This is a genomic window from Citrobacter sp. RHB36-C18, from assembly GCF_013814485.1.
GTDB classification, from domain to species: Bacteria; Pseudomonadota; Gammaproteobacteria; order Enterobacterales; family Enterobacteriaceae; genus Citrobacter; species Citrobacter braakii.
Window position 1 is genome coordinate 1,014,627 of sequence record NZ_CP057125.1, and the last position, 23,743, is coordinate 1,038,369.

Genomic DNA, 23,743 nt, shown 5'->3' on the forward strand with positions numbered 1-23,743 from the left:
AATTAAATTAAAAACTTACTGTAGCCCGTCTGGGCCACAGTAAAATAGGGGGGTTAATCGTAGCCAAACATTATCTGCGCAGTCGCCACCACGCTACCGGTTGATAATGCTGATGCGTTATAAACTTTGTAATAAGCATGAAGATAAATGTATTGCGTATTGCTTATATCATCATCTTTAGCGATATCTAATATTTGTGAGGCATGTTCCATATTATTGCTACTGGATATTTGCACCTCATCATAGTCACCCATAAACATCCGGCTACGAATGGCAATACCTACCCCTCCCGCCGTGGTTTCATCGTTGACCATTATCTGGTAGCTGGTATCAGAACTGACTAAATCATTGCTGGATAACCAGGCCTTAACATTGCGGGTAGACGTTTTAATTCCGGCCAGGTTGCCGCACTTCAGCGGGATCGTGAAATCGGCACCATCTGCCTTTCCATTTTTTTTCAGGACGCTAAACGGAGCGGGGGGTAATTTCACGCTCATGTCCCGCGTCATATTGCAGGTTGTTTCTTTTGGCTCAAACTGAATCGTCAGCTTCTCATAAGCAATAAAATAATCGGTATTCCAGCTTTTGCGTGCGGTTTCAGACATCATATTGGACCAGGCGCGATAAGCATATGTTTTGCTGGAAAGGAACGGTGAGCTGGAGCCGCTTCCGGTACCGCTCATCACCGCAGGTATGACCGACAGTGCGCCGCTGGTTGTGGTTTTGGTATAGCTTTCCATGCCCACAGGCGGAGCCGACATTAATTCTGCTCGTAGCGTATATTGTGTCTGATATGACAGAGAGTGAATGCCCACGATACCGCTGACAGTCACTTTGGTATCGCCACTAATGGTGGACGTTAATTTTATCCAGTAGCTACTTTCACCATCCGCACTGTTGAAATTCAAATAAACAGGAGAACCGTTGAAACCGGTAAAATAATATAAGTGGTCTTGCGCCAGACCACCGATCCCAATATTCCCGTAAGTACAGGTCATACTACCCGACCAACTGGTGGTATAGGAATATTCAACGACGTTTGAATTCACGAAAGCCGATGAAAGATTTAGCGACTTATCCGATTCTGCGACGCTGGTAAAAAGTATGCCGGAATTACGGCAGGTATCGCCTGTTACACCGCGAGACTGAGCCTGCGACTGTGCTTGTGCAGATAATATTGGGAGTGCAGTCAGTATTATGGCCGTAACCATAAGATAAAATAATTTTTTCATGATTGATTCTGTTAGCTGAGTAAACTGAGTTAGCGACAAATATTTTCAGCATGCTCTGCAGGCTGGGAAATAGTGCAGAATTTTTTAGTCTTGCCTTTGCTGATATTCACTTTCAGGCTGGCGGGAAGTGTCTCTGACTTAATAAAAATCTGACTCCCCTGTGCGACATAGCCGACTTCTTCATTCCCGGCACCGCTGACAACCGCGCCAAACGGCAACTGACCCCCTTCAGCGGTTTGCACATCAAAAGTGAAGAGTCTGCGCGTGTCAGTTTTGTACTTCAGCCAGCTGATACTGCCTTCGTACGGCGCCACATTGAGTAAATTACCTTCAAGGTCGACGTCGCTTTTTTGGGTCCCATCCTGCTCCAGATGGAAATTATTCTGTCGGTACGGTGTCGCGCTGGTGATGAGGGCGATACCTTTGCTGTTGGTGTGTGCGGAGGTATCGCCGTTAACGACCGCGTTCACCACTCCAGGCGCTTCAATAATGACAAAATTACGTCCGTTATGAGGAGACGCCAGCAGCCCACCCTTCCATGCCAGCAGATTGCCGCTGGCACCCAGGCTTAGCTGGCGATATTCACGGGCCAGCGTCGCGCCGCTGTTCATGCTGGTATAGTCATTTTTCCAACTGGTGTAGAGATCGGCTGCCCGCGAATCGTTGTCACTGTCGTGGCTCAGCATCAGGCTGTAGTCAACATCATGCATATTCCCGCTCATGCTGACATCAGAAGAGGAATATTTGCCGTTCTGCACGCTGGCATGAGAAGACAGGCTGCCGCCGCTGCCGAATATCGACATCGGTATCGTGACAGAAAAATAGAGGTTGTTTTCCGTCTTACCGCGTGAACGCAACGCGCTCACCAGGTCGCCTTCATAATTGGTTTCATAGTCGTAATAGGACTGCGTAACCTCCGAGCGGCGCAGCGAAACCGAGTAGTTGACGCCGTGACTAGCATTGCTCCAGGTCAGGTTGTACTGACGGCTACTTTTCTGACCGCGCCAGTAATCGCGCCAGTAGGCTGAAAGCGACAGTCTTCCAAATTGTTCCCCCAGCGGCTGATTAATATTGGCGCTAAAGGCTTGTTTGCTGTTGATCGTTGAGGTGCCCGTTCCGCCATAATCCTTAATATTGGATTTGGTCAGGATATAATCGCTAAAAGAAGCGTAATCCTGAGTACGGTAATAATACGAAGCCAGCGAAATATTGGTACGGGTCGGGAAGTATTTACTCCAGGACAGCGCGTATTTTTCTCCATGGCGACGGCTATCGCCAGGCAGACGATACTGCGACTCCTCCACGGAAGCCGAGAGTGACCCAGCGTAGGGGATGGAAACCGCTCCTCCCAGAAGCAGAGACTGATAATTCTGGCTCCAGATCCCGCCCGCTGACGCGGTGAGGTAGTTATTCACCCCACGTGAATAGCTCACCTGGGTAAAATGGCTGCTTTCGTCGACGTTGCGCATGTCCACCGCCCCGACGTTAATCTGATAGTCGCTGCTGCCGGGGCGCTGCATATCCGGGATCGAGGAGAATGGCACAATGAAGCGCTCAATGTTGCCGCCGGTGTTTTTTACCTCGACGGATAAATCGCTGCGTGAGCCGGTAGGCATCAGATCGCGGATGGCAAAGGGACCTGGCGGGACATTGATCTGGTGGATGATATGACCATCCTGGGAGATACTGACCACCGCAGAACTGGTTGCAACACCTTCGATCACTGGCATATAAACGTTTTCGCTGTCCGGTAACATCTGACGACTTTTATTCAGTGTCACCCCACGAAAACGGACCGTGTCAAAATAATCAGACGTCGTATAGCTTCGACCAATGCGCAGTACCGAATCGATTGCCGCAATTGGTTTTTCAACAAAACGCGTGGTATTTATCCAGCTACCTTTGTTCATTGCGCTGTAGCGCATCCACGATGAGCTATCGAGAAAATGCCAGCCATACATGTTTAGTCCGCTGTTCAGCGATAAATACAGATTATCGCTGTCACTATAGCCATTCTGCAGGCCGTGAAAATTGTAATAGTTGAAATTGTAATTGGTATACAGGCCATTAATTCCCTGATCCCATTTTTGCGGTGACACCCAGTTACGGCTATATTCTTTTACGAAAGCCTGAGGTACTTCTAAATCCAAACGCAGTGTGCCGGGTATCAGGGCGCTTTTCCCTCCGTGTAGCAGGGTATTAACGTCGAGCTTTTCAGCGGTGCTTTTATTTACAATATCATCCAGCCCCTGAATATCCAGTAGAGATGCGTCGTCTTTATTAATAAGCAGAGTACCTTTATCGTCATTAGCGACGGAAATATTAAATTTCCCGCGCCAGACGTTATTCACATAAACATCCAAATCATAAGCCCCCGGCGTCATAACCAGCCGAGAATTACTCCAGTCCATATCTGCTGAATTACCTACCAGCAGGCTGCTATTAAAATCCTCCGCCAACGCGCCGTATGAAAATATCGCGAGGCTGACAGAGTGAACTAGCAAACTTATACGAAACAGAGAACTGTTTTTCATCAGAATTGAACCTGGAGTCATTTATCTGGGATATCAGTGAATAGTGCTGAATCTCTTTGCGCCATAATCATCAAGCCAGGTAAGGCGATATTGCCCACCGGACTGAATTTTGCTGGATACCAGCGCGCAGCCAAACGGCGGTATAAACGCAGTCTCAGCCAGTAAATTATCTTTTCGGCTTTGCTTTAGCTCGCCCCCCTGCCAGGTCACGACCTGAGGGATGGTCATGTAATATGGCGAATTATTCTTCAGGCAAGTGTGACCGCCAGAAGTCGAAACGGTAATTTTCTCCGCCACGCTGCTGTCGAGGTCGCTCAGTTGATCCGGACGATAGAACAGTTTTATACGATTGCGAATGGCCACTTGTAGGTAGCTATCGCCACTCCCTTCAGGGACGGGAGGGACATCCAGAACGTTAAGCCAGAACACACTTTCGCGGTCTTTTGGCAGCGAATGGGTGTTCATCGCCGAGATTTTCAGAGCCTGTCCGGCGTGCCCGCTCATTTTTACGACCGGAGGCAGCAGAGAAAACGGCACTTTGACTTTCTCCGGCGCGGCGGAAGCATCGCCCTCGTCAATCCAGGACTGCACCAGATGGGTTTGTTCGCTGTCGTTTACCAGTTGCACCGACACAAATTTGGCGCTGGCCGGATAAATAACACGCGTTTCGTTGATCACAACGCTTGCGCTGGCATTCATGGAAATGAACGTAGCCGCAAGAAAAAATATCAGAGTTTTCATAATGTCGTAGAGGAGAGCCGGGGAGACCCCGGCTGAATGAGTTAGTCGTAGCTGAAGGAATAAGTTGCGTCAGTAACTACTTTACCGGTTGTTACGGCCGCGCCACCGTAGTTGTAGTAGTTGGCATACATGGTCAGTGTGACGCCATCTTCGGTGGCAGCGTCAGCGGAACTCAGACCAGTATCGAAAGCGGTATCAAACGGTACGGCAGTGTTACCGTCTTTGGTTAGCGCAATACCCACACCCTCGGCGCCATTGTCGCTGTAGTTTTTCAGGTATTTAGCGTCATCCGACAGGTTGCTGCTGCTGAAAGTGATTTTAAGCGTTTTAGCTTCGTCCGATGCCGCAGAGCAGTTTTTCAGATTCATGGTGAAGTCTTTGGCGTTGGTTTTAACAACACCGGCGGTGGTGCCCATATCACCCACAGCGATAGGGGAAAGGTTTACCGTGAAGTCTGAACCGTTATTGGTCACCACGTTACAGGTGGTATCGGACACTGAACCGTTAAAGGTAATGGTGCCACCCGCTACGCCGGTTGATTCAGTTGCAAATGCAGAGCCGGAAACCATCAATGCCACTACGATGAATGTTTTGTTAAACATTTGTCTATATCCCATTTTCATAATCAAATTTACTTTTGTCAGTAGCGTGAAACTTTTTCCCTGCTCCCTGGTTCGCGCTACATCATCCCTGGCATCTGAACAGATGTTGATGATTCATTTCACCTTCTCTGGAGTGGCGCATTCGGTTGCAGAACAACATTTCGCGTCACGCTGTAAGGTTGGAATATAAGACCATTGTTTGAATATTCGGTAAATGTAAATATCGATTAAATTGTTTTTTTAAGATTAAAACGCTATTTTTAATGTTGTTTATAAATTTATATCATGAGCGAGGGGGTGAAGAGGCTAGCGTTAAGAAAGTAATTACTGGTTAGATGATGGACAAAAGCTGCAAATGACGTTTTTGCAGAACAGCGGAATAGGCGAATGAATAAATTAATTAACTAATTGTTATCAAAAACTTAATAAAATAAACGAGTTAGATACAATTACTGTGTCGGCCCTGGGCTAAAGTGGACTCCCGGGCAGGGCAATCAATCGGGTTATGAACATGCTCAATACCTGTCTGACCGGATGATTGTGCCGCATTGCAGAATATCAGCTTGGCACACCGTCAAATTTCACCGCTAACTCTGCGCCTGAAAAGTCGCCCGAGCTATAAAATCATCGTTGCATCAATATACAACTGTCGGTGACATTTGTTACTGGCGGTCAGAGAGGGAAGGGATTATTGGAAAACCAGAAAGTTATAACGCTGGACGAGCAGGGTAACAATGTTCGCATAATCAGCGAGTTATGGTAGTGTAGGTTAGAATAGGGTTTTTATATTATGAGAGAAAATAATCTTTATTAATCAGCATTAACACACCAAGACATCATTGCCGTGTGGTTCATGAAGTCCGTATCAAGTGACTCTTTCAAATCGTTTTTGCTTTTTTTTAATCTTCGCTTATTGATTATTCATTTTCCGGCAACGCATAATTCTGGCAGTACAGATAGGGGATCCCCTCTTTGGTAATCAAATACGTCTCTCTATTCAGCGCAAAAAAATCGACGTTGGATACGCTGGTGTTGCTCAGGAAGAAGTCGGGGAGGAGTTCCTGAATGAGACTGGCGGGTGCTGTTTCGCGATTGGAGATTTGGATTTTCTGCGAAATCCAAACCGGGCTTGAGCCGTAGCTGGATTGTGTAAAAAGTACCATGCGTTGCACGGTCTGCTCATTATTTTCGGCATCTTTGATAATGCCATCAATATTCACAATACCTTTGCTGCCGCCGGTTTTGATATCAATGATCCCTCGGAATGAGCTTGTATTGCGTACAATCTCGATGGCAGACCGACAGGTCAGATTATGTAACTGACCATTGTTTTTACTGTACCGGTAGACGGCGGTAACAATTAGCGCAGCAAAACAAAGCAGCAGGATAATACCAGTCTGGATGCGGGGCGTTCGGGAATAAAAATTCATTAGCTATCATACCGTGGGTAATAAACTGACTGACAGGCGTTTTCCTGCCTGTTTTTCATCGGTGAGCGACATACAAGCACGGATAATTTTTTGGATTCAGGGTAGGTGGTGATATAGATAAATTTATGGCTCTGACACAACCCAGGATTTTTGTTGATAAATGCCGTATGTCGGGAGAAATTACTGGCATCATTATTAAAATAATACTGACAGTCAGTGGGGGCGTTGTCTGCGGTGATATAGCCGGAGAAATAGTTATCACTGGTTTGCCACGGATACATTATAAGCACACAAATTATCAGGGTAATAGCAAGTATTACCATTTCAGCAGTGGTTATCAAAGGTTGGCGCGCTGTGTCATCTGACAGTTCTTCTATGGCGGCATCCGGCACTAAGGGTTCTGCTGTAAAAGATACGCTCTCCTCCGGAGTTTCAATCACCTGAATATTGAACTCTTCCTGGATGATCAGCCCTTTGCGGGGGATCGTGGTGATAAGCGGTTGCTCCAGTTCCAGCTGCAGCAAACTTTTGCGCAAAGAGAGAATGCTTTGATAAAAGGCGTTGAAGCTCACCTGGCGGTGATTTTTACCCCAGCCGAATTCCAGTAGTTCGTTTTGGGAAACCACTTGCCCGCGATGTTGAATAAGTAATAAAAGACATAATGACGCCGAGTGTTTGAGTTTTATCCGCTGATTGGGTTGATCTATCCGCGCCAGAGATTGTGTAGCTGGCGTAAATATTATTATTTTTTCAATCAGATAACTGACATTGCCAGTCTCAGACATGATGTTTCTACTCTTGCTGGTGCGCCAGGCGGTTGGCGAGTCATGATACCACTTAGCCCATAAAGACCACCAGTATGGACCCGACCCTGCAGCGAGAACCGCGAAGTGTTTCAATTTAGTATCATAATATAACAACAATGATAACTTTTTAATGAAAATAAACTATATATAAATCAATGTATTGTATCTTTTTGGCTACGTTGCAAAGAACAGAAAGATGAAATAACGACGACAAAGATGATTGTCATTAATTCTTTATGGACAGCGTCATATACTGCCTGGCGCCACCACGCGAAAACAGCATGAGTCTGAACGCGTCAACGGCACCAGGGAATGCCGGTGGTAGATGTAGATGGGAATAAATGTCAGCTTGTTGGTGAGCTGACATTTATTTTTCGTGTTGAGTAAAAATCCACCCTCGTTTTGACAAAGCCATAATTTGCGGTAGAGAGTCCCATGTTCCAGAAAGATATTGAAAATGCTGTAGTGCTTGTTGGTGATGAAATGAAAAAGTCAGATAATGCCTGGCTGTCCTTACGCAAAAAACGCCAGCGTATTGATCTGAAGAGTGATGGAAATATCTTGTTTCTGGAGAAAGGGGCCGTCTCTGTTCATCGTGTGGAAAATGATTTAGTGATGGTAAGTATATCTGCACCGGCCATCCTCGGCTTGCCACAAATGCGTACGGAAGTTGCCGGACACTATTTACGTTGTGATACCGATTGTGAAATGTGGGCCATGAGTGCACTCAATGCCGAACTTTTGTTCACTGCGAAGAATCTTTGGAAACATGCATTTGATATTTTAACGCTACATCTGCAACGCTATTTTCAACGAGAAAAATTGCAATCGCATCGTACTATCCGTGAATTGATTATTGAACACCTGAAATATATTTGGTCGATGGAGCCTGAGATGCGTGAAAACACATCTGTGTATACATTCATTCTCGCTCGAAATCATATCTCACGCAGTGCTATCCACAAAGTATTGCAGGAGTTAGTGAGTGACGGAAAAATAATTATGAAGCGAGGGAAACTCTCTTTTTTTGTATGTTAAAGTTAACATTAAAAGCATCTGACGTGTTTTTTTTGCACTCAGCTGGAATGATAATGAAAAAACTGGGTTTGTGATTTTTGTTGATTATCAGTATGTTGGTTTTTGTCTTTTTCTTCACCGCTGATGCCAGCTACGCGGAATGTCCATTTTTATCTATAAATTAGTATTTATTTATTAATTTGATATGAATATGATGTTCCCTCCAATAATAACAAAAGTCATATCGCCAATGACCAACGGCAGGCCGGAAAACCTTGAGGCACAGCATAGCCGACTGTTTGGCAAACCTACTACCGATACAACGGATGTTCGCGCTGCACTGCAAAACGCGTTGGATCACAATACCTTTGTCCTGCTGGCCCAGCCTATCGTCAGTACTCGTGGTGATGAATCCTATCATGAGATATTGATCCGCATGCTCAATGAGCACGGGGAATTTCTTTCCCCTGACCATTTTCTGTCGGTTGCACGCGACACAGGGTTAGCACCCGATATCGATCTTTGGGTTATTGAGAACACCCTGAAGTACATGCGCTACCATCCGCTGAGTTGTTTTTCCATTAACCTGGCGCCAGTGACGCTATGTCGTTCAGGTATCGTTGCAAAGATAACTGCGTTGTTGCAGGAATATGTGGTGATACCGCAACGGATTATTTTTGAGATAACCGAGGCTGATACCCTGTCAGATAAAGAACACACGGCAGATACACTACGCTTACTACGTCAATTGGGATGTCGGATCGCGATTGATGACTTCGGTGCCGGGTTTGCAAGCTATGAACGCCTGATGAACATTGAAGCAGATATTTTGAAGATTGATGGGTCTTTCGTTCGTGGGATTATAAAATGTGAGGTTAGTCGCTATATCATCGAATCTTTCTGCCGGGTTGCGGCAATGAAAGGTATGCAGGTTGTCGCCGAGTTTGTTGAAAGTGCCGAAATCCAGATGCACCTGGAACACATGAATGTCGGGTGGTTACAGGGATACCACATTGGCAAGCCAAAACCGTTGTTCACGTTAGAGTAATCTATAATCCGTTTATTTAAACGTATCATCACGATGCTGTAATCTGCCGATAATATAACCTCCTGGCGGAGGCTATATTAATATCAAGAACATTAGCTGACCCATAATTTACGGATCCTGCAGCTGAAGCTGATTCTCTAAACGCCGATCGCGCAGGGTTGCATAAATAAAGGTAATCACAAACAGCAGAGAAAATAGTACGACGATGGTGGGAGCCGGCGCGCTGTCGATGAAAAATGACAGGTACACGCCCATAAATGAGGTAATGACCGACATCGCCACCGCCAGCCATAAGGCGTGGGAAAATTTCCGCGTCATTAAAATCGCGATGGCGCCAGGTGCAATCAGTAATGAAATTGACAAAATAATCCCTACCGATTTTAGCGTGGCGACAATCGTCAGGGCGATCATGCACAACAGGCCGTAATGCAGCAGTGCGGTGTTAAGCCCACTGGCCTTTGCCTGATGTGGGTCGAACGCATGCAGCAGCAAATCTTTCCATTTAAGTCCGATGATAAGCGCGATCCCCAGAGTAATAACCGCGGTTTGCATGATATCGCTTAACGATACGCCCAGCATGTCGCCGAACAGAATATGATCGAGATGGACTTCTGACTGGATAGAGACGTACAGCACCAGACCCGCACCAAACATCCCGGAGAAAACAATACCCATGATGGTGTCGCGCTTAATGCGGCTGTTATCGTCGAGGTATCCGGTTGCCACCGCGCAGAACAGACCGGCGATAAACGCGCCAATTGCCAGCGGGATGCCCGCAATCCACGCCAGGACAATCCCTGGGAAAACCGCATGACTCATGGCATCGCCCATCAGCGCCCAGCCTTTGAGTACTAAAAATACCGACAGCAGCGCGCAGGGCACAGCGACGATGGTAGAGATGACCAGCGCATTAACCATAAAGCTAAACTGAAAAGGTTCCAGCAGCGTTGTTAAGATCATACTTGCTCCTTGTTCACCAGACGGGCGCGGCGGCGATTTGCCAGCAGACCGTGTTTTGGTGCGAAGACAAATGCCAGCAGGAACAGCAGCGTTTGCAGAACGACGATAATTCCGCCGGTTGCACCGTCCAGCCAGTAGCTTAGCCAGGCGCCGAAAAAGCTGGTCAGGCTGCCGAGCGCCACGGCGATGGTGAGCAGGCGAGGAAAACGATCGGTCAGCAGCCAGGCCGTCGCACCGGGCGTAACCACCAGGCAAATCACCAGAAAGGCACCGACGGTTTGCAGTGCGGCGATCGTGGAAACGGAGAGCAGCGTAAAAAACAATAGCTTCAGCCGACCCGGATTCAGACCGATAGACCGCGCGTGGTTTTCATCAAAAAAGACCACCATCAGATCTTTCCACTTCAAAAACAGAATGGTCAGCGAAACCACGCCGATGATCGCCAGTTGCAGGATATCTTCCGGCGCAATCGCCAGGATGTTACCCAGAATAATGGTCTGGATGTTTACCGACATCGGATTAAGCGACACCATAAACAGCCCGATACCGAAAAAGGACGAAAAAATCAGCCCGATAATGGCATCTTCCTTCAGGCGTGAACGCTGATTGAGAAACAGCATGCTGCCCGCCGCCAGTCCACCGGAAAGAAATGCGCCCAGCGCAAAGGGAAGCCCTAACATATAGGCTCCGGCCACGCCTGGAACGATCGAGTGCGACAGCGCATCGCCAATCAGCGACCAGCCTTTGAGCATCAGATAGCAGGAGAGAAATGCGCACAGGCCGCCGACCATCGCCGAAACCCACATGGCGTTGAGCATGTACTGGTAGCCAAACGGCTCCGTCAGCCAGTTCATGATTGCTCCCCCTCGCTTGCCGCGCGTCGCGAAATAAACGGACGTTCATCATCGGTAATCACGTGTTGTTCACCGCCGCTCAGCGCGACGTGACGCAGAACGCCGCTGAATGCCAGCTCGAGATTCTCGTGGGTAAAGGTGGTTTCGGTTGGCCCACTTGCCAGCACCGTGCCCTTAATCATCACCGTGTAATCGCAAAATTCGGTGACGGATCCCAGATTATGGGTAGAGACCAGCATGGTCCGGCCTTCATCACGCAGTTCACGCAGCAGATCGATGATCCGGGCCTCGGTTTTCACATCCACGCCGGTGAAGGGTTCATCCAGTAAAATAACCTGCCCGTCCTGTGCGATGGCTCTTGCCAGAAAAACGCGTTTTTTCTGCCCGCCGGACAGTTCACCTATCTGGCGATGGCGATAGTCCAGCATATCTACCCGCGCCAGCGCCGCATCCACGCAGTCGTGGTCGATTTGTTTTGGTCGACGCAGCCACCCCATATGGCCAAAGCGGCCCATCATCACTACATCTTCCACCAGTACCGGAAACGACCAGTCCACCTCTTCTGACTGGGGGACATAGGCGATAAGATTCTGTTTGAGCGCCTTATTAACCGGTTGTTGCAGAATAGATATTTCCCCTTTCGCCAACCGGACAAAACCCATCAGCGCTTTAAAAAGCGTTGATTTTCCCGAACCGTTTACGCCGACCAGAGCGGCAATTGAGCCGCCCGGAACCTGAAAAGTGGCATCCCGCAGCGCGGTGTGGCCGTTGCGATACGTCACCGTAACCTGATTCACGGTAATCGCAGATTGACTCATTTTTGGCTCCTTAACCCGTCGTTGATGCCGCTGACGATGGTTTCTGTCGTCACGCGCAGTAAATCCAGATAGGTCGGTACCGGACCATCGGCAGCGCTGAGCGAATCGACATACAGCACGCCGCCGTAATACGCGCCAGACTCGCGGGCGACCTGACGCGCAGGTTTGTCGGACACGGTGCTTTCGCTAAATACGGTAGGGATTTGATGTTTTCTGATCGCATCGATCACTTTGCGTACCTGCTTGGGCGTGCCTTGCTGATCGGCATTGATCGGCCATAGATACAGCTCTTTCAGGCCGTTATCACGCGCGAGGTAAGAGAATGCGCCTTCGCTGGTGACCAGCCAGCGTTTATCTGCAGGGAGCTTCGCCAGTTCTGCATGCAGTGGCGCCAGAGTTTGCTGGATTTTCGCTTTATAATTCTCCGCATTTTTCTGGTAGGTTGCGGCATGGTCGGGATCGTATTTCATCAGCGCATCGCGAATGTTATCCACGTAGATAAGCGCGTTCTCCGCTGACATCCAGGCATGCGGATTCGGTTTGCCGTTGTATGGCCCTTCGCTGATACCCATTGGCTGCACGCCATTTGAGACCATGACCTCCGGTACGCCGGACAAATTTTGGTAGAAGCGGGCAAACCATAGTTCGAGGTTAAGGCCGTTGGAGAGAATAAGCTGTGCGCCTTGCGCCCGTTTAATATCTCCCGGTGTGGGTTGATATTCGTGAATTTCTGCCCCGGGTTTGGTGATGGAACTGACGTCCGCCGCGTCACCTGCCACATTGCTTGCCATATCGGCAATCACCGTAAAGGTGGTTATCACTTTGAACTTTTCTTTCGCCCAGGCAGGTGACAGCGTAAGCGCCGTTAACACGCTGGCAAGGAGAAATGACTTCAGATGGGGCAGATGCGGCATAGTATCCCTCACAACAAAGTGGTTAATTTATCATCGAATATAGCCTTTGCTATGTTATATAGCACATGGCATAAACAAATGAAAATAATTCTTATTTGCGTAGTGTGCTAAGGAATGTATCACCGCCAGGTAATAGTCCTGCGCTTAGTTAAGGTGTATTATTTATGCAACTTAATTATGGAGGCATCATGTCCGGCAAACGTATTGCACGTGAGAAAATGACGATCCAGAGAATGATCTCGCTGTATGAGAGCCAGTGTCCGCAGGCTTCAGATGAACCGGGGCATTACGATGCGTTGTTTGCCTATGCGCAAAAGCGCCTGGATAAATGCGTATTTGGTGAGGAAAAACCGGCCTGCAAACAGTGTCCGGTGCACTGTTACCAGCCCGCTAAACGCGAAGAGATGAAGCAAATTATGCGTTGGGCTGGACCCAGAATGCTCTGGCGTCATCCGATCCTGACCGTGCGTCATCTGATTGATGACAAACGTCCGGTGCCGGAGTTACCCGAGAAATACCAGCGGAAGAAGTGATTTAGCAATTCTATGCCGGATGGCGGCTGCGCCTTACCCGGCCGACAAAGACAAACGCACCAGTGGCGTAGGCCCGATAAGCGTAGCGCTATCGGGCAATAATCCGTTAAACCAGTGCGTCCTTATCAATGCCCAAGCGCTTCATGCGCGAGAGTAACGTTGTGCGTTTCAACCCCAGTCTTTGTGCCGCGCCTTTAGGACCGGCGACAACGCCATTGGTTTCTTTCAGAACGCGCATTATCAGCTGGTATTCATCTTCGCCATCCTGCGCGACTTCGGTCGCCACCGGCGGCGTAGACGGCGCCATAGCGATTACATCCGGCAAGGACAGTTGCAGCACGTTGCCCCGGGTGAGCAGAACCGCGCGTTCTACGACGTTTTCCAGCTCGCGCACGTTACCCGGCCATTCCATGTTGCTCAGCGTACGCAGGGCTTCGGCGGGAATGCTGTCGATATTGCGCCCCATCCGGCGGGCAATTTTGAAGGTGAAGGCTTTCACCAGCAGCGGAATATCTTCCGGGCGCTCGCGCAGCGGCGGCAGATGGATCGGGAAGACGTTCAGTCGATAGTAGAGATCGTTACGAAACTCGCGATCGGCGACCATCTTTTTCAGATCGCGGTTAGTGGCAGCGATCAAGCGAACGTCGGTCTGGATCAGCTTATTGCTGCCCAGACGTTCAAACTCCTGCTCCTGCAGAACGCGCAGCAGCTTGGGCTGAAGCTCCAGCGGCATGTCGCCAACTTCATCGAGAAATAACGAACTTTTGTCCGCCAGTTCAAAGCGTCCAATCCGCTGCGTGCTGGCCCCGGTAAATGCGCCACGCTCATGGCCAAACAGATCGCTTTCCAGCAATCCGGCAGGCATTGCCGCGCAGTTCATTTTCACCATCCGACGGGCGTTACGTCCGCTCAGGTTGTGAATTGCTCGTGCAATCAGCTCCTTACCCGTCCCGGTTTCACCAAGAATCAGGACAGTGCTGTCGCTTTGCGCCACCATTTCGACCTGTTTGAGTACGCTGTACATCGCTTCGCTGCGGCCAATGATTTCTCCGAACTCACTCTCCACGTTGTTGAGTTGTTCAGTCAGCGCCAGGTTTTCATCGACCAGCCGCTCCTTCAGGCGGTGGATCTCCTGGTAGGCGAGGGCGTTATCCACGGCGATCGCCACGCGTTCTGCGATTTGGCGCAGCAGTTTGAGATTGGCGGTGGTGAATACTTTCTCTTCACATTGCGCCAGCTTAAGTACGCCGAGCATATTATTGCCGGACATCAGCGGCAGCAGGCACAGAGTCTGTAGCTGGTTGCCCCAGGTTTCGAACAACATTCTTTCGTAAGGGGCCAGGGTATCGCGTTCGCTCAGGTTAATCAGCAGCATCTCTTTACTTTTGAAGACCCGTTCAGAGAGCGTGCCGGCTTCGTCCACTTCACTTTGTTCGTGTGCCGGATGATGTTCATCCAGATAGTGAGTGGAATAAATGCTGAGCTTGTTTTTGCGATCGCTGCGTAACACGATGCTGATGGCATCAATGTCGAAGTAGTGATGGATCTCTTTGGCGACTTCGCTGACCAGCTCATCAATATCCAGGCGGGAGAGCACAGCATTGGTGATGGCGACCAGGATGCGAAAGTTATCACGCTCACGGCACAGGAGATCGTAATCGACATTGTTGCTGACCCGGCTTTGAATTTGTTCAGCAACGACACCGACTATTTGGGTGAAGGTCTGCAGCCGGTTGTACTCTTTTTCACTCCACGGTTGGTCTTCGTTACGGATAAATTCGCAACCGCCAAAGATTCGCCCATCTGCTGCCAGCGGTAGCAGGCAATAGTGACCAAATTTAGAATACAGTCCGCCAGAGGCCAGCTGTGGCCAGGTTTCGCTAAACTCGTGATAGTTGCAGTGCAGCGCATCGGGGCGAGACAAAATACGGCGTACCGGGCCATGCGCCAGCACCGTTTCGTCTTCATAATCGATGGGGTTACCATTTTCACGCGTCGCAAAATAACGCGCACGCTGCGTTTGTGCCTGCCATAAGACAATAGCCGCGCAGTCGGCCAGCGCTGAACGCTTGACCAGTTGCGAAAGCGCCTCGCTGAGAGACGGCAGGTCGGGCTGCTGTAATAATGTACGAGTAATATCGAACAGGCCTTGCTGTCCGAGGTCACTCATCGGTGTATACGACATATTGCTTTTCCAGGAAAAGCACCGCAGAACGGTGCGAAAACGGTAAATGAATTATAGGTATAAGTCGTAAATTATTGCCGGACTGGTCCAGCTACACGAACCGTAGACCCGATCGGCAAAACGCCATCAGGTGATAATGCAGCGTTAAGGCCGGATGTCGACGCAAATGCGTCTTACCCGGCCTACAGCTTGCTGCCAACCGGCTGTTAGCATATACGAGGTAATGGTTCGGCGTGTGGTAAATCGAGAGTGCGTTTCACGCCGTAGAGTCCGGCAAGACGCACACCTTTGCGTTCTACCACTTCACCAATCATTGCGGCATCGCGTCCTAACGGATGTGCGCGCAGCGCGGCAAGCACCGTTTCAGCAGCCTGACGCTCAACGGCAATCACCAGCTTGCCTTCGTTAGCAAAGTTAAGCGCATCCAGACCCAGCAGTTCGCAAACGCCACGCACCGCGGGCTTCACGGGCAGGGCCGCTTCAGACAGCTCAATACCAAACCCGCATGAGGCGGCAAACTCATGCGTTACCGCATTCACGCCGCCACGGGTCGCGTCACGCAGCGCCTTCACGCCGGGAATATCACGCAGCGTCTGGATAAGCGGTGTCAATACCGCGCAGTCGCTGACCAGTTCGCCATCAAGACCCAGCTGTTCGCGCAGGTTAAGGATAGTTGCGCCGTGATCGCCAAGCGTACCGCTGACCAGCAGCACATCGCCTGGGCCGAGGGTCTGTGCGCCCCAGTGAATGTTGGCGGGGATCGCCCCCATTCCGGCCGTGTTGATGAACAGCTTGTCTGCAGCGCCGCGCTGCACGACTTTGGTATCGCCGGTCACGATGGCGATGCCCGCTTCACGCGCGGTCGCCGCCATACTGTTGACGACGGTTTTCAACGTCTCCATCGGCAAACCCTCTTCGAGGATAAAACCGCAGGAGAGATAGCGAGGGATCGCGCCGCTGACCGCCACGTCGTTAGCCGTACCGCAGATGGCCAGCTTGCCGATATTGCCACCCGGGAAGAACAACGGATCGATAACATAGCTGTCGGTTGAAAACGCCAGACGATCGCCTTCTGCAACCAGTTGCGCCAGGTCCAGACGGGCCTGATCTTCTTGTTCCGCCAGCCACGGATTAGCAAAAGCCTCCATAAACAGACTGTTGATCAACTGCTGCATAGCCTGACCGCCGCTACCGTGGGCGAGTTGTACGCTGTTCATGCTTCACACTCCTGCTGACGATACTGATACCAGGCGGCACATGCGCCTTCTGAGGAGACCATCAGAGCGCCAAACGCGGTCTCCGGGTTACAGGTTTTGCCAAATAGCGGGCACTGATGCGGTTTGCATCTGCCGGTCAATACCTCGCCGCAACGCGCGCGCGGATCGTCATACACCTGCTGCGGCGCTGGCTGGAAATGCGCTTCGGCATCAAAGCGCTGATAGTCTGGCGTCAGGTGAACGCCAGAGGATTCAATGACGCCCAGACCGCGCCATTCGCTATCGCCATTGACGCAGAACACTTCGGCGATGGCCTGTTGCGCTAACAGGTTACCGGCGTCCGGCACCACGCGGCGATACTGGTTTTCGACCTGGCTATGTGCGGCAATCTTCTGTTCAATCAACATCACCACGCCCTGCAGCAGATCGAGCGGTTCAAAACCGGCGACCACCAACGGACGATGGAAATCTGAAGCAATGAAATTATAGGCATCAGTGCCAATCACCATGCTGACATGGCCCGGCGCTAAGAAGGCGTCGATGCCGTTGTCCGGCTGTTCCAGCAGGCTGCGCAGCGTAGGGATAAGTGTGATGTGCTGGCAGAAAAAGTAAAAATTCTGCACGTCACGCTGTTTTGCCTGCTGAAGGGTGATGGCGGTGGTTGGCATTGTGGTTTCAAAACCCAGGCCAAAGAACACAACCTTACGCGTTGGGTTTTCCTGCGCCAGCTTCAGCGCATCCATCGGTGAATAGACGATGCGGATATCCGCGCCGCGCGCTTTGGCTTGTAGCAAAGAACCTTGTTTACCCGGAACGCGCATCGCATCGCCAAAGGTGCAAAAAATCACTTCCGGATGGCTGGCGATTTCCACACAGCTGTCGATTCTGCCCATCGGCAGAACGCAAACCGGGCAGCCCGGGCCATGAATAAACTCGACGTTGTCAGGCAGCAATTGGTCGAGACCGAACTTGAAGATAGCGTGGGTATGGCCACCACACACTTCCATGATGCGCAGCGGGCGTTCAGCAGTGTAGGGGAGGTGTGCGGCACGTTCACACAGGTGCTCTATCAACTGCATCACCTGTTCTGGTGCGCGGTATTCGTCAACAAAACGCATTATTTTTCCTCGCCATACAACAACGCGCCGACATCCGGCTCAACGTCAAACATGTTTTGCAGCGCGTCGAGCGTGTCGCGCGCTTCAGCTTCATTAATGATGCTCATGGCAAAGCCGACGTGGACCAGTACCCACTGGCCCAGACGGGGTTGACCGTGTTCATCGCAGCTTCCGACCAGCGTCAGGTCGACGTCGCGCTGAATACCGCAAACGTCGACTTTGGCCTGGTTGCCATCAATGGTGCGGATTTGACCCGGAACACCTATGCACATCGCTGCGTCTCCAGCCAGGAGAGCCATTGGTCCATGCCTTCGCCACTGGTGGCGGAAATCAGGATAATCTCAATTTCCGGGTTCACTTCCCGGGCGCTGGCGATGCACTTTTCTACGTCAAAATTGAGGTACGGCAGTAGGTCTACTTTGTTGAGCAGCATCAGCGACGCGGCGGCAAACATATGCGGGTATTTCAGCGGCTTGTCTTCGCCTTCGGTGACGGAAAGCACCGCCACTTTATGGCGTTCTCCGAGGTCGAAGCTGGCCGGGCAAACCAGGTTCCCGACGTTTTCAATGAACAGGATGCCGTTGTCTTCAAGCGGCAAACGTGGCGCGGCGTCAGCAATCATTTGTGCGTCAAGGTGGCAACCTTTACCGGTGTTGACCTGGATGGCGGGCGTACCTGTGGCGCGAATACGGGCGGCATCGTTAACCGTCTGCTGGTCGCCTTCAATGACGGCGCAAGGCACGCTGTCTTTGAGCTTCATCAGCGTTTCGGTCAGCAGCGTGGTTTTACCGGAGCCTGGGCTTGAGACAAGGTTTAATACCAGATGTTGACGGGCAGCAAAGCGTGCGCGGTTGCGCTCGGCCAGACGGTTGTTTTTATCCAGCACGTCAATTTCCACTTCCAGCATTCGGCGCTGACTCATGCCAGGCGCGTGGGTGCCTGCTTCACCGTTACCGTAATGCAAATCGCCTTCTTCGGTCTGGCTCGGTGTGAAACTGGAGGTCTTCACCCCGGTAATATTCAGCGCCGGACGAGCCGCTGGGGCAAATGGCGCGCTGCGAAACGCCGAGTGGGGATTATGCTCATCACCCTCTATATAAAGGTTGCCTTCAGCGCAACCACATGTCGTACACATCGCTCACTCCTGATTTATTACTTGCGATACTTCCGTTGCCGGATGATGACGCTTAGGCGTCGGCATCCGACGCTGGAGTTTCATCTATTTCAATACGTCGAATCTGTAAGCCGTCATCGGCCACAATTCTCAGCATATCGCTGTTGCATTGCGGACATCTGCGCACGCGTTGCGTCAGTAAGGTGACGTATTGCTGACAAGATTCGCACCAACATTCGGCTTCTTGTTCTTCGAGGTGGAGTTTACAACCTTCTGCAAGGGTCCCGCGGCATACCAGATCAAAACAAAAGGCGAGAGCGCTGGTTTCTACGCAAGAAAATGCGCCAATTTTGAGCCAGACCCCAGTTACTCGTTGAGCACCGTATTGCGTGGCCTGTTGTTCAATCAATTCCAGTGCCCGTTGGCAGAGGGTTATTTCGTGCATACCGCCTCCTATGAAGTTGCCGTATTAAAAGCAATAAACATGCCAGCTTGAATTTTTTCTATCGTGACAATGACGACGATGACGAAATGACATGTCGTCACCGCTCTTTGATTTTTTATCTATATGAAAATCAAGGTTTTTAATTTTGGCATGAAATGTGCTTAAAGCTGTTCATCTCTGCTAAACGGGTAACCTGACATGACTATTTGGGAAATAAGCGAAAAAGCCGATTACATCGCTGAACGGCATCGTCGCCTACAGGACCAGTGGCGTATTTACTGCAACTCGCTGGTTCAGGGGATCACCCTGTCAAAAGCGCGTTTGCATCATGCAATGAGCTGCGCACCGGACAAGGATCTCTGCTTCGTCCTTTTTGAACACTTCACTATCTACGTCACGCTGGCGGACGGCTTTAACAGCCACACCATCGAGTACTACGTTGAAACGAAAGACGGTGATGATAAGCAACTGATTGCACAGGCTGAGTTGACCATCGATGGTAAGGTTGATGAGCGTATCAGCAACCGCGATCGCGAGCAGGTGCTGGAGCACTATCTCGAAAAAATCGCCACCGTCTACGACAGCCTCTATACCGCTGTTGAGAACAATATGCCGGTGAATTTAAGCCAGCTGATTGAGGGACATAGCCCGGCTTAAGCCTTGGGTGTGCCCACTTTTGTCATGATGCACTTTCATACTGCGTCACGACGTTTAGGGAATGGGCATGTCGAAAAATGTCGAAATGACATTTTCCAGACATGTTTTCGTCAAAAATGACTATCACCTGAGGAATGCCTGGTGAATCGTTTTGTAATTGCTGACTCCACTCTTTGCATCGGCTGCCACACCTGTGAAGCCGCCTGCTCAGAGACACATCGCCAGCATGGCCTGCAGTCAATGCCGCGCCTGAAAGTGATGTTAAATGAAAAAGAATCCGCCCCGCAGCTTTGCCATCATTGCGAAGATGCGCCTTGCGCCACCGTTTGTCCGGTTAATGCGATTAATCGCGTTGATGGTGCCGTGCAACTGAATGAAAGCCTGTGTGTAAGCTGCAAACTGTGCGGGATCGCCTGTCCGTTTGGCGCGATTGAGTTTTCCGGTAGCCGTCCGCTGCATATCCCGGCAAACGCCAATACGCCAAAAGCGCCTCCGGCTCCGCCAGCGCCTGCCCGCGTGAGCACGTTGCTGGACTGGGTTCCGGGTATTCGTGCCATCGCGGTGAAATGCGATCTGTGCAGTTTTGACGAGCTTGGTCCGGCCTGCGTACGCATGTGCCCGACCAAAGCCCTGCACCTGGTGAGTAACGTGGATATTGCCCGCGCCAGCAAACGTAAGCGTGAGCTGACTTTTAATACCGACTTCGGCGATCTCACCTTGTTTCAGCAGGCTCAGAGTGGGGATGCAAAATGAGCGCAATTTCACTGATTAACAGCGGCGTAGCCTGGTTTACGGCGGCTGCGGTTCTGGCATTTCTGTTTTCATTTCACAAACCGCTGAGCGGCTGGATTGCCGGGGTTGGCGGTGCGGTTGGCAGCCTGTGTACGGCGGCTGCGGGTTTCACCGTACTGGTTAATGCACTGGCTTTAAGCGGTGTGATGCCGTTTATTGGTCACAGTGTGCAAATTACCCCGTTGAACGCTATCTGGCTGATTACGCTGGGCCTGTGCGGCCTGTTTGTCAGCCTGTACAACATTGACTGGCATCGTCATCCGCAGGTAAAAGCCAACGGGCTGCTGGTGAATCTGCTGATGGCCGCGGCGGTATGTGCGGTGGTTGCCAGCAACCTCGGAACGCTGGTGGTGATGGCGGAAATCATGGCGCTGTGTGCCGTGTTCCTCACCGGCTGCAGCAAAGAGGGCAAACTGTGGTTTGCGCTGGGCCGCGTCGGCACGCTGCTGCTGGCTATTGCCTGCTACCTGGTGTGGCAACGCTACGGCACCCTGGAGCTGCGCCTGCTTGACCTGCGCGCACAGGAGCTGCCGCTCGGGTCTGATATCTGGCTGCTGGGCGTGGCGGGTTTTGGCCTGCTGGCCGGGATTATTCCGCTGCACGGATGGGTGCCACAGGCACACGCCAACGCCAGCGCACCGGCTGCGGCTCTGTTCTCTACCGTCGTCATGAAGGTGGGGCTGCTGGGTATTCTCTCCCTGTCGCTGCTGGGCGGTAACGCGCCGCTGTGGTGGGGCATTACGCTGCTGGTGCTGGGAATGATCACCGCGTTTGTCGGCGGTCTGTATGCACTGATGGAACACAACATTCAGCGTCTGCTGGCATACCACACGCTGGAAAACATCGGCATTATTCTGCTGGGTCTGGGCGCTGGCGTAACCGGAATTTCCCTGAATCAACCTGCGCTGATTGCGCTGGGTTTGACCGGCGGTCTGTACCACCTGGTAAACCACAGCCTGTTCAAAAGCGTTCTGTTCCTGGGCGCAGGCAGCATCTGGTTCCGTACCGGTCATCGTGATATCGAAAAACTAGGCGGTATCGGTAAACGTATGCCGGTTATATCTCTGGCGATGCTGGTTGGCCTGATGGCGATGGCCGCACTGCCGCCGCTGAACGGTTTTGCCGGTGAGTGGGTTATCTACCAGTCCTTCTTTAAGCTTGGCAACAGCGGCGCGTTTGTCGGTCGTCTGTTAGGACCGTTGCTGGCGGTAGGACTGGCGATTACCGGCGCGCTGGCGGTGATGTGTATGGCGAAAGTCTATGGCGTTACGTTCCTTGGCGCACCGCGCACGAAGGAAGCTGAAAATGCCTGCTGCGCGCCAATCCTGATGGGCGTTAGCGTAGTCGCGTTGGCTATCTGCTGCGTGATTGGGGGCGTTGCTGCGCCGTGGCTGCTGCCGATGATCTCCGCTGCCGTTCCGCTGCCGCTGGAAACCGCGAACACCACCGTTTCTCAGCCAATGATCACGCTGCTGCTGATCGCATGTCCGCTGCTGCCGTTCATCATCATGGCGATTTTCAAAGGCAACCGTCTGCCATCGCGTTCACGCGGTGCGGCATGGGTGTGTGGTTACGATCACGAGCAGTCAATGGTCATTACCGCACACGGTTTTGCCATGCCGGTGAAAGAAGCCTTTGCACCGGTACTCAAACTGCGCAAATGGCTGAATCCGGTATCACTGGTTCCGGGCTGGCAGAATGCGGCTGCACCGGTGCTGTTCCGTCGCCTGGCGCTGATTGAGCTGGCGGTACTGGTGGTGATTGTGGTTTCACGAGGAGCCTGAGAATGAGTGTTTTATATCCGTTAATTCAGGCGCTGGTGCTGTTTGCCGTTGCGCCGCTGCTGTCCGGTATTACCCGCGTGGCACGTGCGCGTTTGCACAATCGCCGCGGTCCGGGCGTTTTGCAGGAATACCGCGACATTATCAAACTGCTGGGCCGTCAGAGCATTGCGCCTGCGGATTCCAGTTGGGTTTTCCGCCTGACGCCGTTTGTGATGGTGGGTGTGATGCTGACTATCGCCACCGCGTTGCCGGTAGTGACCGTTGGCTCACCGCTGCCGCAACTGGGCGATCTGATCACCTTAATTTACCTGTTCGCCATCGCCCGCTTCTTCTTCTCTATCGCGGGCCTGGATACCGGTAGCCCGTTTACCGCTATTGGCGCCAGCCGCGAAGCGATGCTCGGCGTGCTGGTTGAACCTATCCTGCTGCTGGGTCTGTGGGTTGCGGCGCAGGTTGCTGGCTCAACGCATATCAGCAATATCGCCGATACCATTTATCACTGGCCAGTTGCACGCAGCATTCCGTTGATTCTGGCGCTGTGCGCCTGTGCTTTCGCCACCTTTATCGAAATGGGCAAACTGCCGTTCGATCTGGCAGAGGCAGAGCAGGAGCTGCAGGAAGGTCCATTGACCGAATACAGCGGCAGCGGTTTTGCGGTGCTGAAATGGGGCATTAGCCTTAAGCAACTGGTCGTTCTGCAAATGTTCGTTGGCGTGTTCCTGCCGTGGGGACAGATGGAAACCTTCACCTCGGGTGGGCTGCTACTGGCGCTGGTGATTGCCGTCGTCAAACTGGTTCTCGGCGTGCTGGTCATCGCCCTGTTCGAAAACAGCATGGCGCGTCTGCGTTTTTGCGCCACTTCACGCGTGACCTGGGCCGGTTTTGGGTTTGCGTTTTTAGCGTTCGTCTCCTTGCTGGTGGCGTGATTTAAGAGAGTTTGAG

Annotated in this window: 23 protein-coding genes; 7 read left to right on the forward strand and 16 right to left on the reverse strand. The window is 51.4% G+C overall.

What is annotated here, in order from left to right:
- Positions 1-53: 53 nt before the first annotated feature.
- From HVZ52_RS04840 to HVZ52_RS04865, 6 genes are all read right to left on the reverse strand, one after another.
- A complete protein-coding gene (locus HVZ52_RS04840; RefSeq protein ID WP_181598941.1) occupies positions 54-1,232 on the reverse strand; it encodes a fimbrial protein in 1,179 nt (392 codons plus the stop codon).
- Between the two features lie 29 nt (positions 1,233-1,261).
- On the reverse strand, positions 1,262-3,766 hold the full coding sequence (locus tag HVZ52_RS04845; RefSeq protein ID WP_181598942.1) for a fimbria/pilus outer membrane usher protein: 2,505 nt from the start codon (positions 3,764-3,766) through the stop codon (positions 1,262-1,264).
- A 33-nt stretch (positions 3,767-3,799) separates the two neighbouring features.
- Positions 3,800-4,465, reverse strand: a complete 666-nt coding sequence (locus tag HVZ52_RS04850; protein ID WP_223952813.1) for a fimbria/pilus periplasmic chaperone — start codon at positions 4,463-4,465, stop codon at positions 3,800-3,802.
- An 83-nt stretch (positions 4,466-4,548) separates the two neighbouring features.
- Positions 4,549-5,109: a fimbrial protein gene (locus HVZ52_RS04855; RefSeq protein ID WP_181598943.1), complete on the reverse strand. Its 561-nt coding sequence runs from the start codon at positions 5,107-5,109 to the stop codon at positions 4,549-4,551.
- Between the two features lie 917 nt (positions 5,110-6,026).
- Entirely contained in the window at positions 6,027-6,539 is a 513-nt protein-coding gene (locus tag HVZ52_RS04860) for a hypothetical protein (RefSeq protein WP_131346665.1), read from the reverse strand.
- On the reverse strand, positions 6,539-7,324 hold the full coding sequence (locus HVZ52_RS04865) for a winged helix-turn-helix domain-containing protein (protein WP_181598944.1): 786 nt from the start codon (positions 7,322-7,324) through the stop codon (positions 6,539-6,541). Before HVZ52_RS04865 ends, HVZ52_RS04860 begins: the two co-directional genes overlap by 1 nt.
- A 456-nt stretch (positions 7,325-7,780) precedes the next feature.
- Between HVZ52_RS04865 and HVZ52_RS04870 the strand changes: the two genes are divergently transcribed.
- Positions 7,781-8,383: a helix-turn-helix domain-containing protein gene (locus tag HVZ52_RS04870; protein ID WP_181598945.1), complete on the forward strand. Its 603-nt coding sequence runs from the start codon at positions 7,781-7,783 to the stop codon at positions 8,381-8,383.
- Between the two features lie 229 nt (positions 8,384-8,612).
- The gene (locus HVZ52_RS04875; RefSeq protein ID WP_181599269.1) at positions 8,613-9,410 is read left to right on the forward strand and encodes an EAL domain-containing protein; all 798 of its coding nucleotides are present in this window, start codon (positions 8,613-8,615) and stop codon (positions 9,408-9,410) included.
- Positions 9,411-9,518: 108 nt separating this feature from the next.
- Here HVZ52_RS04875 and sitD read toward each other — a convergent pair whose 3' ends face one another.
- From sitD to HVZ52_RS04895, 4 genes are read right to left on the reverse strand one after another with little or no spacing between them, the layout of a single operon-like run.
- Positions 9,519-10,370, reverse strand: coding sequence for an iron/manganese ABC transporter permease subunit SitD (sitD, locus tag HVZ52_RS04880; protein ID WP_016154200.1), 852 nt, complete (start codon positions 10,368-10,370; stop codon positions 9,519-9,521).
- Complete coding sequence (gene sitC / locus HVZ52_RS04885) at positions 10,367-11,224, reverse strand: iron/manganese ABC transporter permease subunit SitC (protein WP_016154199.1); 858 nt, start codon at positions 11,222-11,224, stop codon at positions 10,367-10,369. Before sitC ends, sitD begins: the two co-directional genes overlap by 4 nt.
- Complete coding sequence (gene sitB, locus HVZ52_RS04890; protein ID WP_016154198.1) at positions 11,221-12,042, reverse strand: iron/manganese ABC transporter ATP-binding protein SitB; 822 nt, start codon at positions 12,040-12,042, stop codon at positions 11,221-11,223. The genes sitC and sitB overlap by 4 nt, the downstream gene beginning before the upstream one ends.
- Positions 12,039-12,956 (reverse strand): metal ABC transporter substrate-binding protein, encoded by a 918-nt coding sequence (locus tag HVZ52_RS04895; protein WP_019077550.1) that lies wholly within the window; start codon positions 12,954-12,956, stop codon positions 12,039-12,041. The genes sitB and HVZ52_RS04895 overlap by 4 nt, the downstream gene beginning before the upstream one ends.
- A 188-nt stretch (positions 12,957-13,144) precedes the next feature.
- Between HVZ52_RS04895 and HVZ52_RS04900 the strand changes: the two genes are divergently transcribed.
- The gene (locus HVZ52_RS04900; protein ID WP_003825888.1) at positions 13,145-13,489 is read left to right on the forward strand and encodes a nitrous oxide-stimulated promoter family protein; all 345 of its coding nucleotides are present in this window, start codon (positions 13,145-13,147) and stop codon (positions 13,487-13,489) included.
- A 106-nt stretch (positions 13,490-13,595) separates the two neighbouring features.
- Here the strand turns inward: HVZ52_RS04900 and flhA are convergent, their stop codons facing one another.
- The 6 genes from flhA to hypA form a co-directional block, all read right to left on the reverse strand.
- Positions 13,596-15,674, reverse strand: coding sequence for a formate hydrogenlyase transcriptional activator FlhA (flhA, locus tag HVZ52_RS04905; protein ID WP_047357866.1), 2,079 nt, complete (start codon positions 15,672-15,674; stop codon positions 13,596-13,598).
- A 206-nt stretch (positions 15,675-15,880) separates the two neighbouring features.
- The gene (gene hypE / locus HVZ52_RS04910) at positions 15,881-16,891 is read right to left on the reverse strand and encodes a hydrogenase maturation carbamoyl dehydratase HypE (RefSeq protein WP_016157324.1); all 1,011 of its coding nucleotides are present in this window, start codon (positions 16,889-16,891) and stop codon (positions 15,881-15,883) included.
- On the reverse strand, positions 16,888-18,009 hold the full coding sequence (hypD, locus tag HVZ52_RS04915) for a hydrogenase formation protein HypD (RefSeq protein ID WP_019077547.1): 1,122 nt from the start codon (positions 18,007-18,009) through the stop codon (positions 16,888-16,890). Before hypD ends, hypE begins: the two co-directional genes overlap by 4 nt.
- Positions 18,009-18,281: a hydrogenase 3 maturation protein HypC gene (gene hypC / locus HVZ52_RS04920; RefSeq protein WP_003037411.1), complete on the reverse strand. Its 273-nt coding sequence runs from the start codon at positions 18,279-18,281 to the stop codon at positions 18,009-18,011. Before hypC ends, hypD begins: the two co-directional genes overlap by 1 nt.
- The gene (gene hypB / locus HVZ52_RS04925; RefSeq protein ID WP_181598946.1) at positions 18,272-19,144 is read right to left on the reverse strand and encodes a hydrogenase nickel incorporation protein HypB; all 873 of its coding nucleotides are present in this window, start codon (positions 19,142-19,144) and stop codon (positions 18,272-18,274) included. The genes hypC and hypB overlap by 10 nt, the downstream gene beginning before the upstream one ends.
- A 52-nt stretch (positions 19,145-19,196) precedes the next feature.
- Positions 19,197-19,568: a hydrogenase maturation nickel metallochaperone HypA gene (gene hypA / locus HVZ52_RS04930; RefSeq protein WP_019077546.1), complete on the reverse strand. Its 372-nt coding sequence runs from the start codon at positions 19,566-19,568 to the stop codon at positions 19,197-19,199.
- 198 nt (positions 19,569-19,766) lie between these two features.
- On the opposite strand from hypA, the gene hycA reads away from it, so the two are divergent.
- The 4 genes from hycA to HVZ52_RS04950 all read left to right on the forward strand — a co-directional run bounded on the left by hycA (position 19,767) and on the right by HVZ52_RS04950 (position 23,727).
- Positions 19,767-20,225: a formate hydrogenlyase regulator HycA gene (gene hycA, locus HVZ52_RS04935; RefSeq protein WP_016154190.1), complete on the forward strand. Its 459-nt coding sequence runs from the start codon at positions 19,767-19,769 to the stop codon at positions 20,223-20,225.
- Positions 20,226-20,366: 141 nt separating this feature from the next.
- Positions 20,367-20,978, forward strand: a complete 612-nt coding sequence (gene hycB / locus HVZ52_RS04940; RefSeq protein ID WP_016154189.1) for a formate hydrogenlyase subunit HycB — start codon at positions 20,367-20,369, stop codon at positions 20,976-20,978.
- The gene (gene hycC, locus HVZ52_RS04945; RefSeq protein WP_075847533.1) at positions 20,975-22,801 is read left to right on the forward strand and encodes a formate hydrogenlyase subunit 3; all 1,827 of its coding nucleotides are present in this window, start codon (positions 20,975-20,977) and stop codon (positions 22,799-22,801) included. Before hycB ends, hycC begins: the two co-directional genes overlap by 4 nt.
- A 2-nt stretch (positions 22,802-22,803) precedes the next feature.
- A complete protein-coding gene (locus tag HVZ52_RS04950) occupies positions 22,804-23,727 on the forward strand; it encodes a respiratory chain complex I subunit 1 family protein (RefSeq protein WP_181598947.1) in 924 nt (307 codons plus the stop codon).
- Positions 23,728-23,743 lie beyond the last annotated feature (16 nt).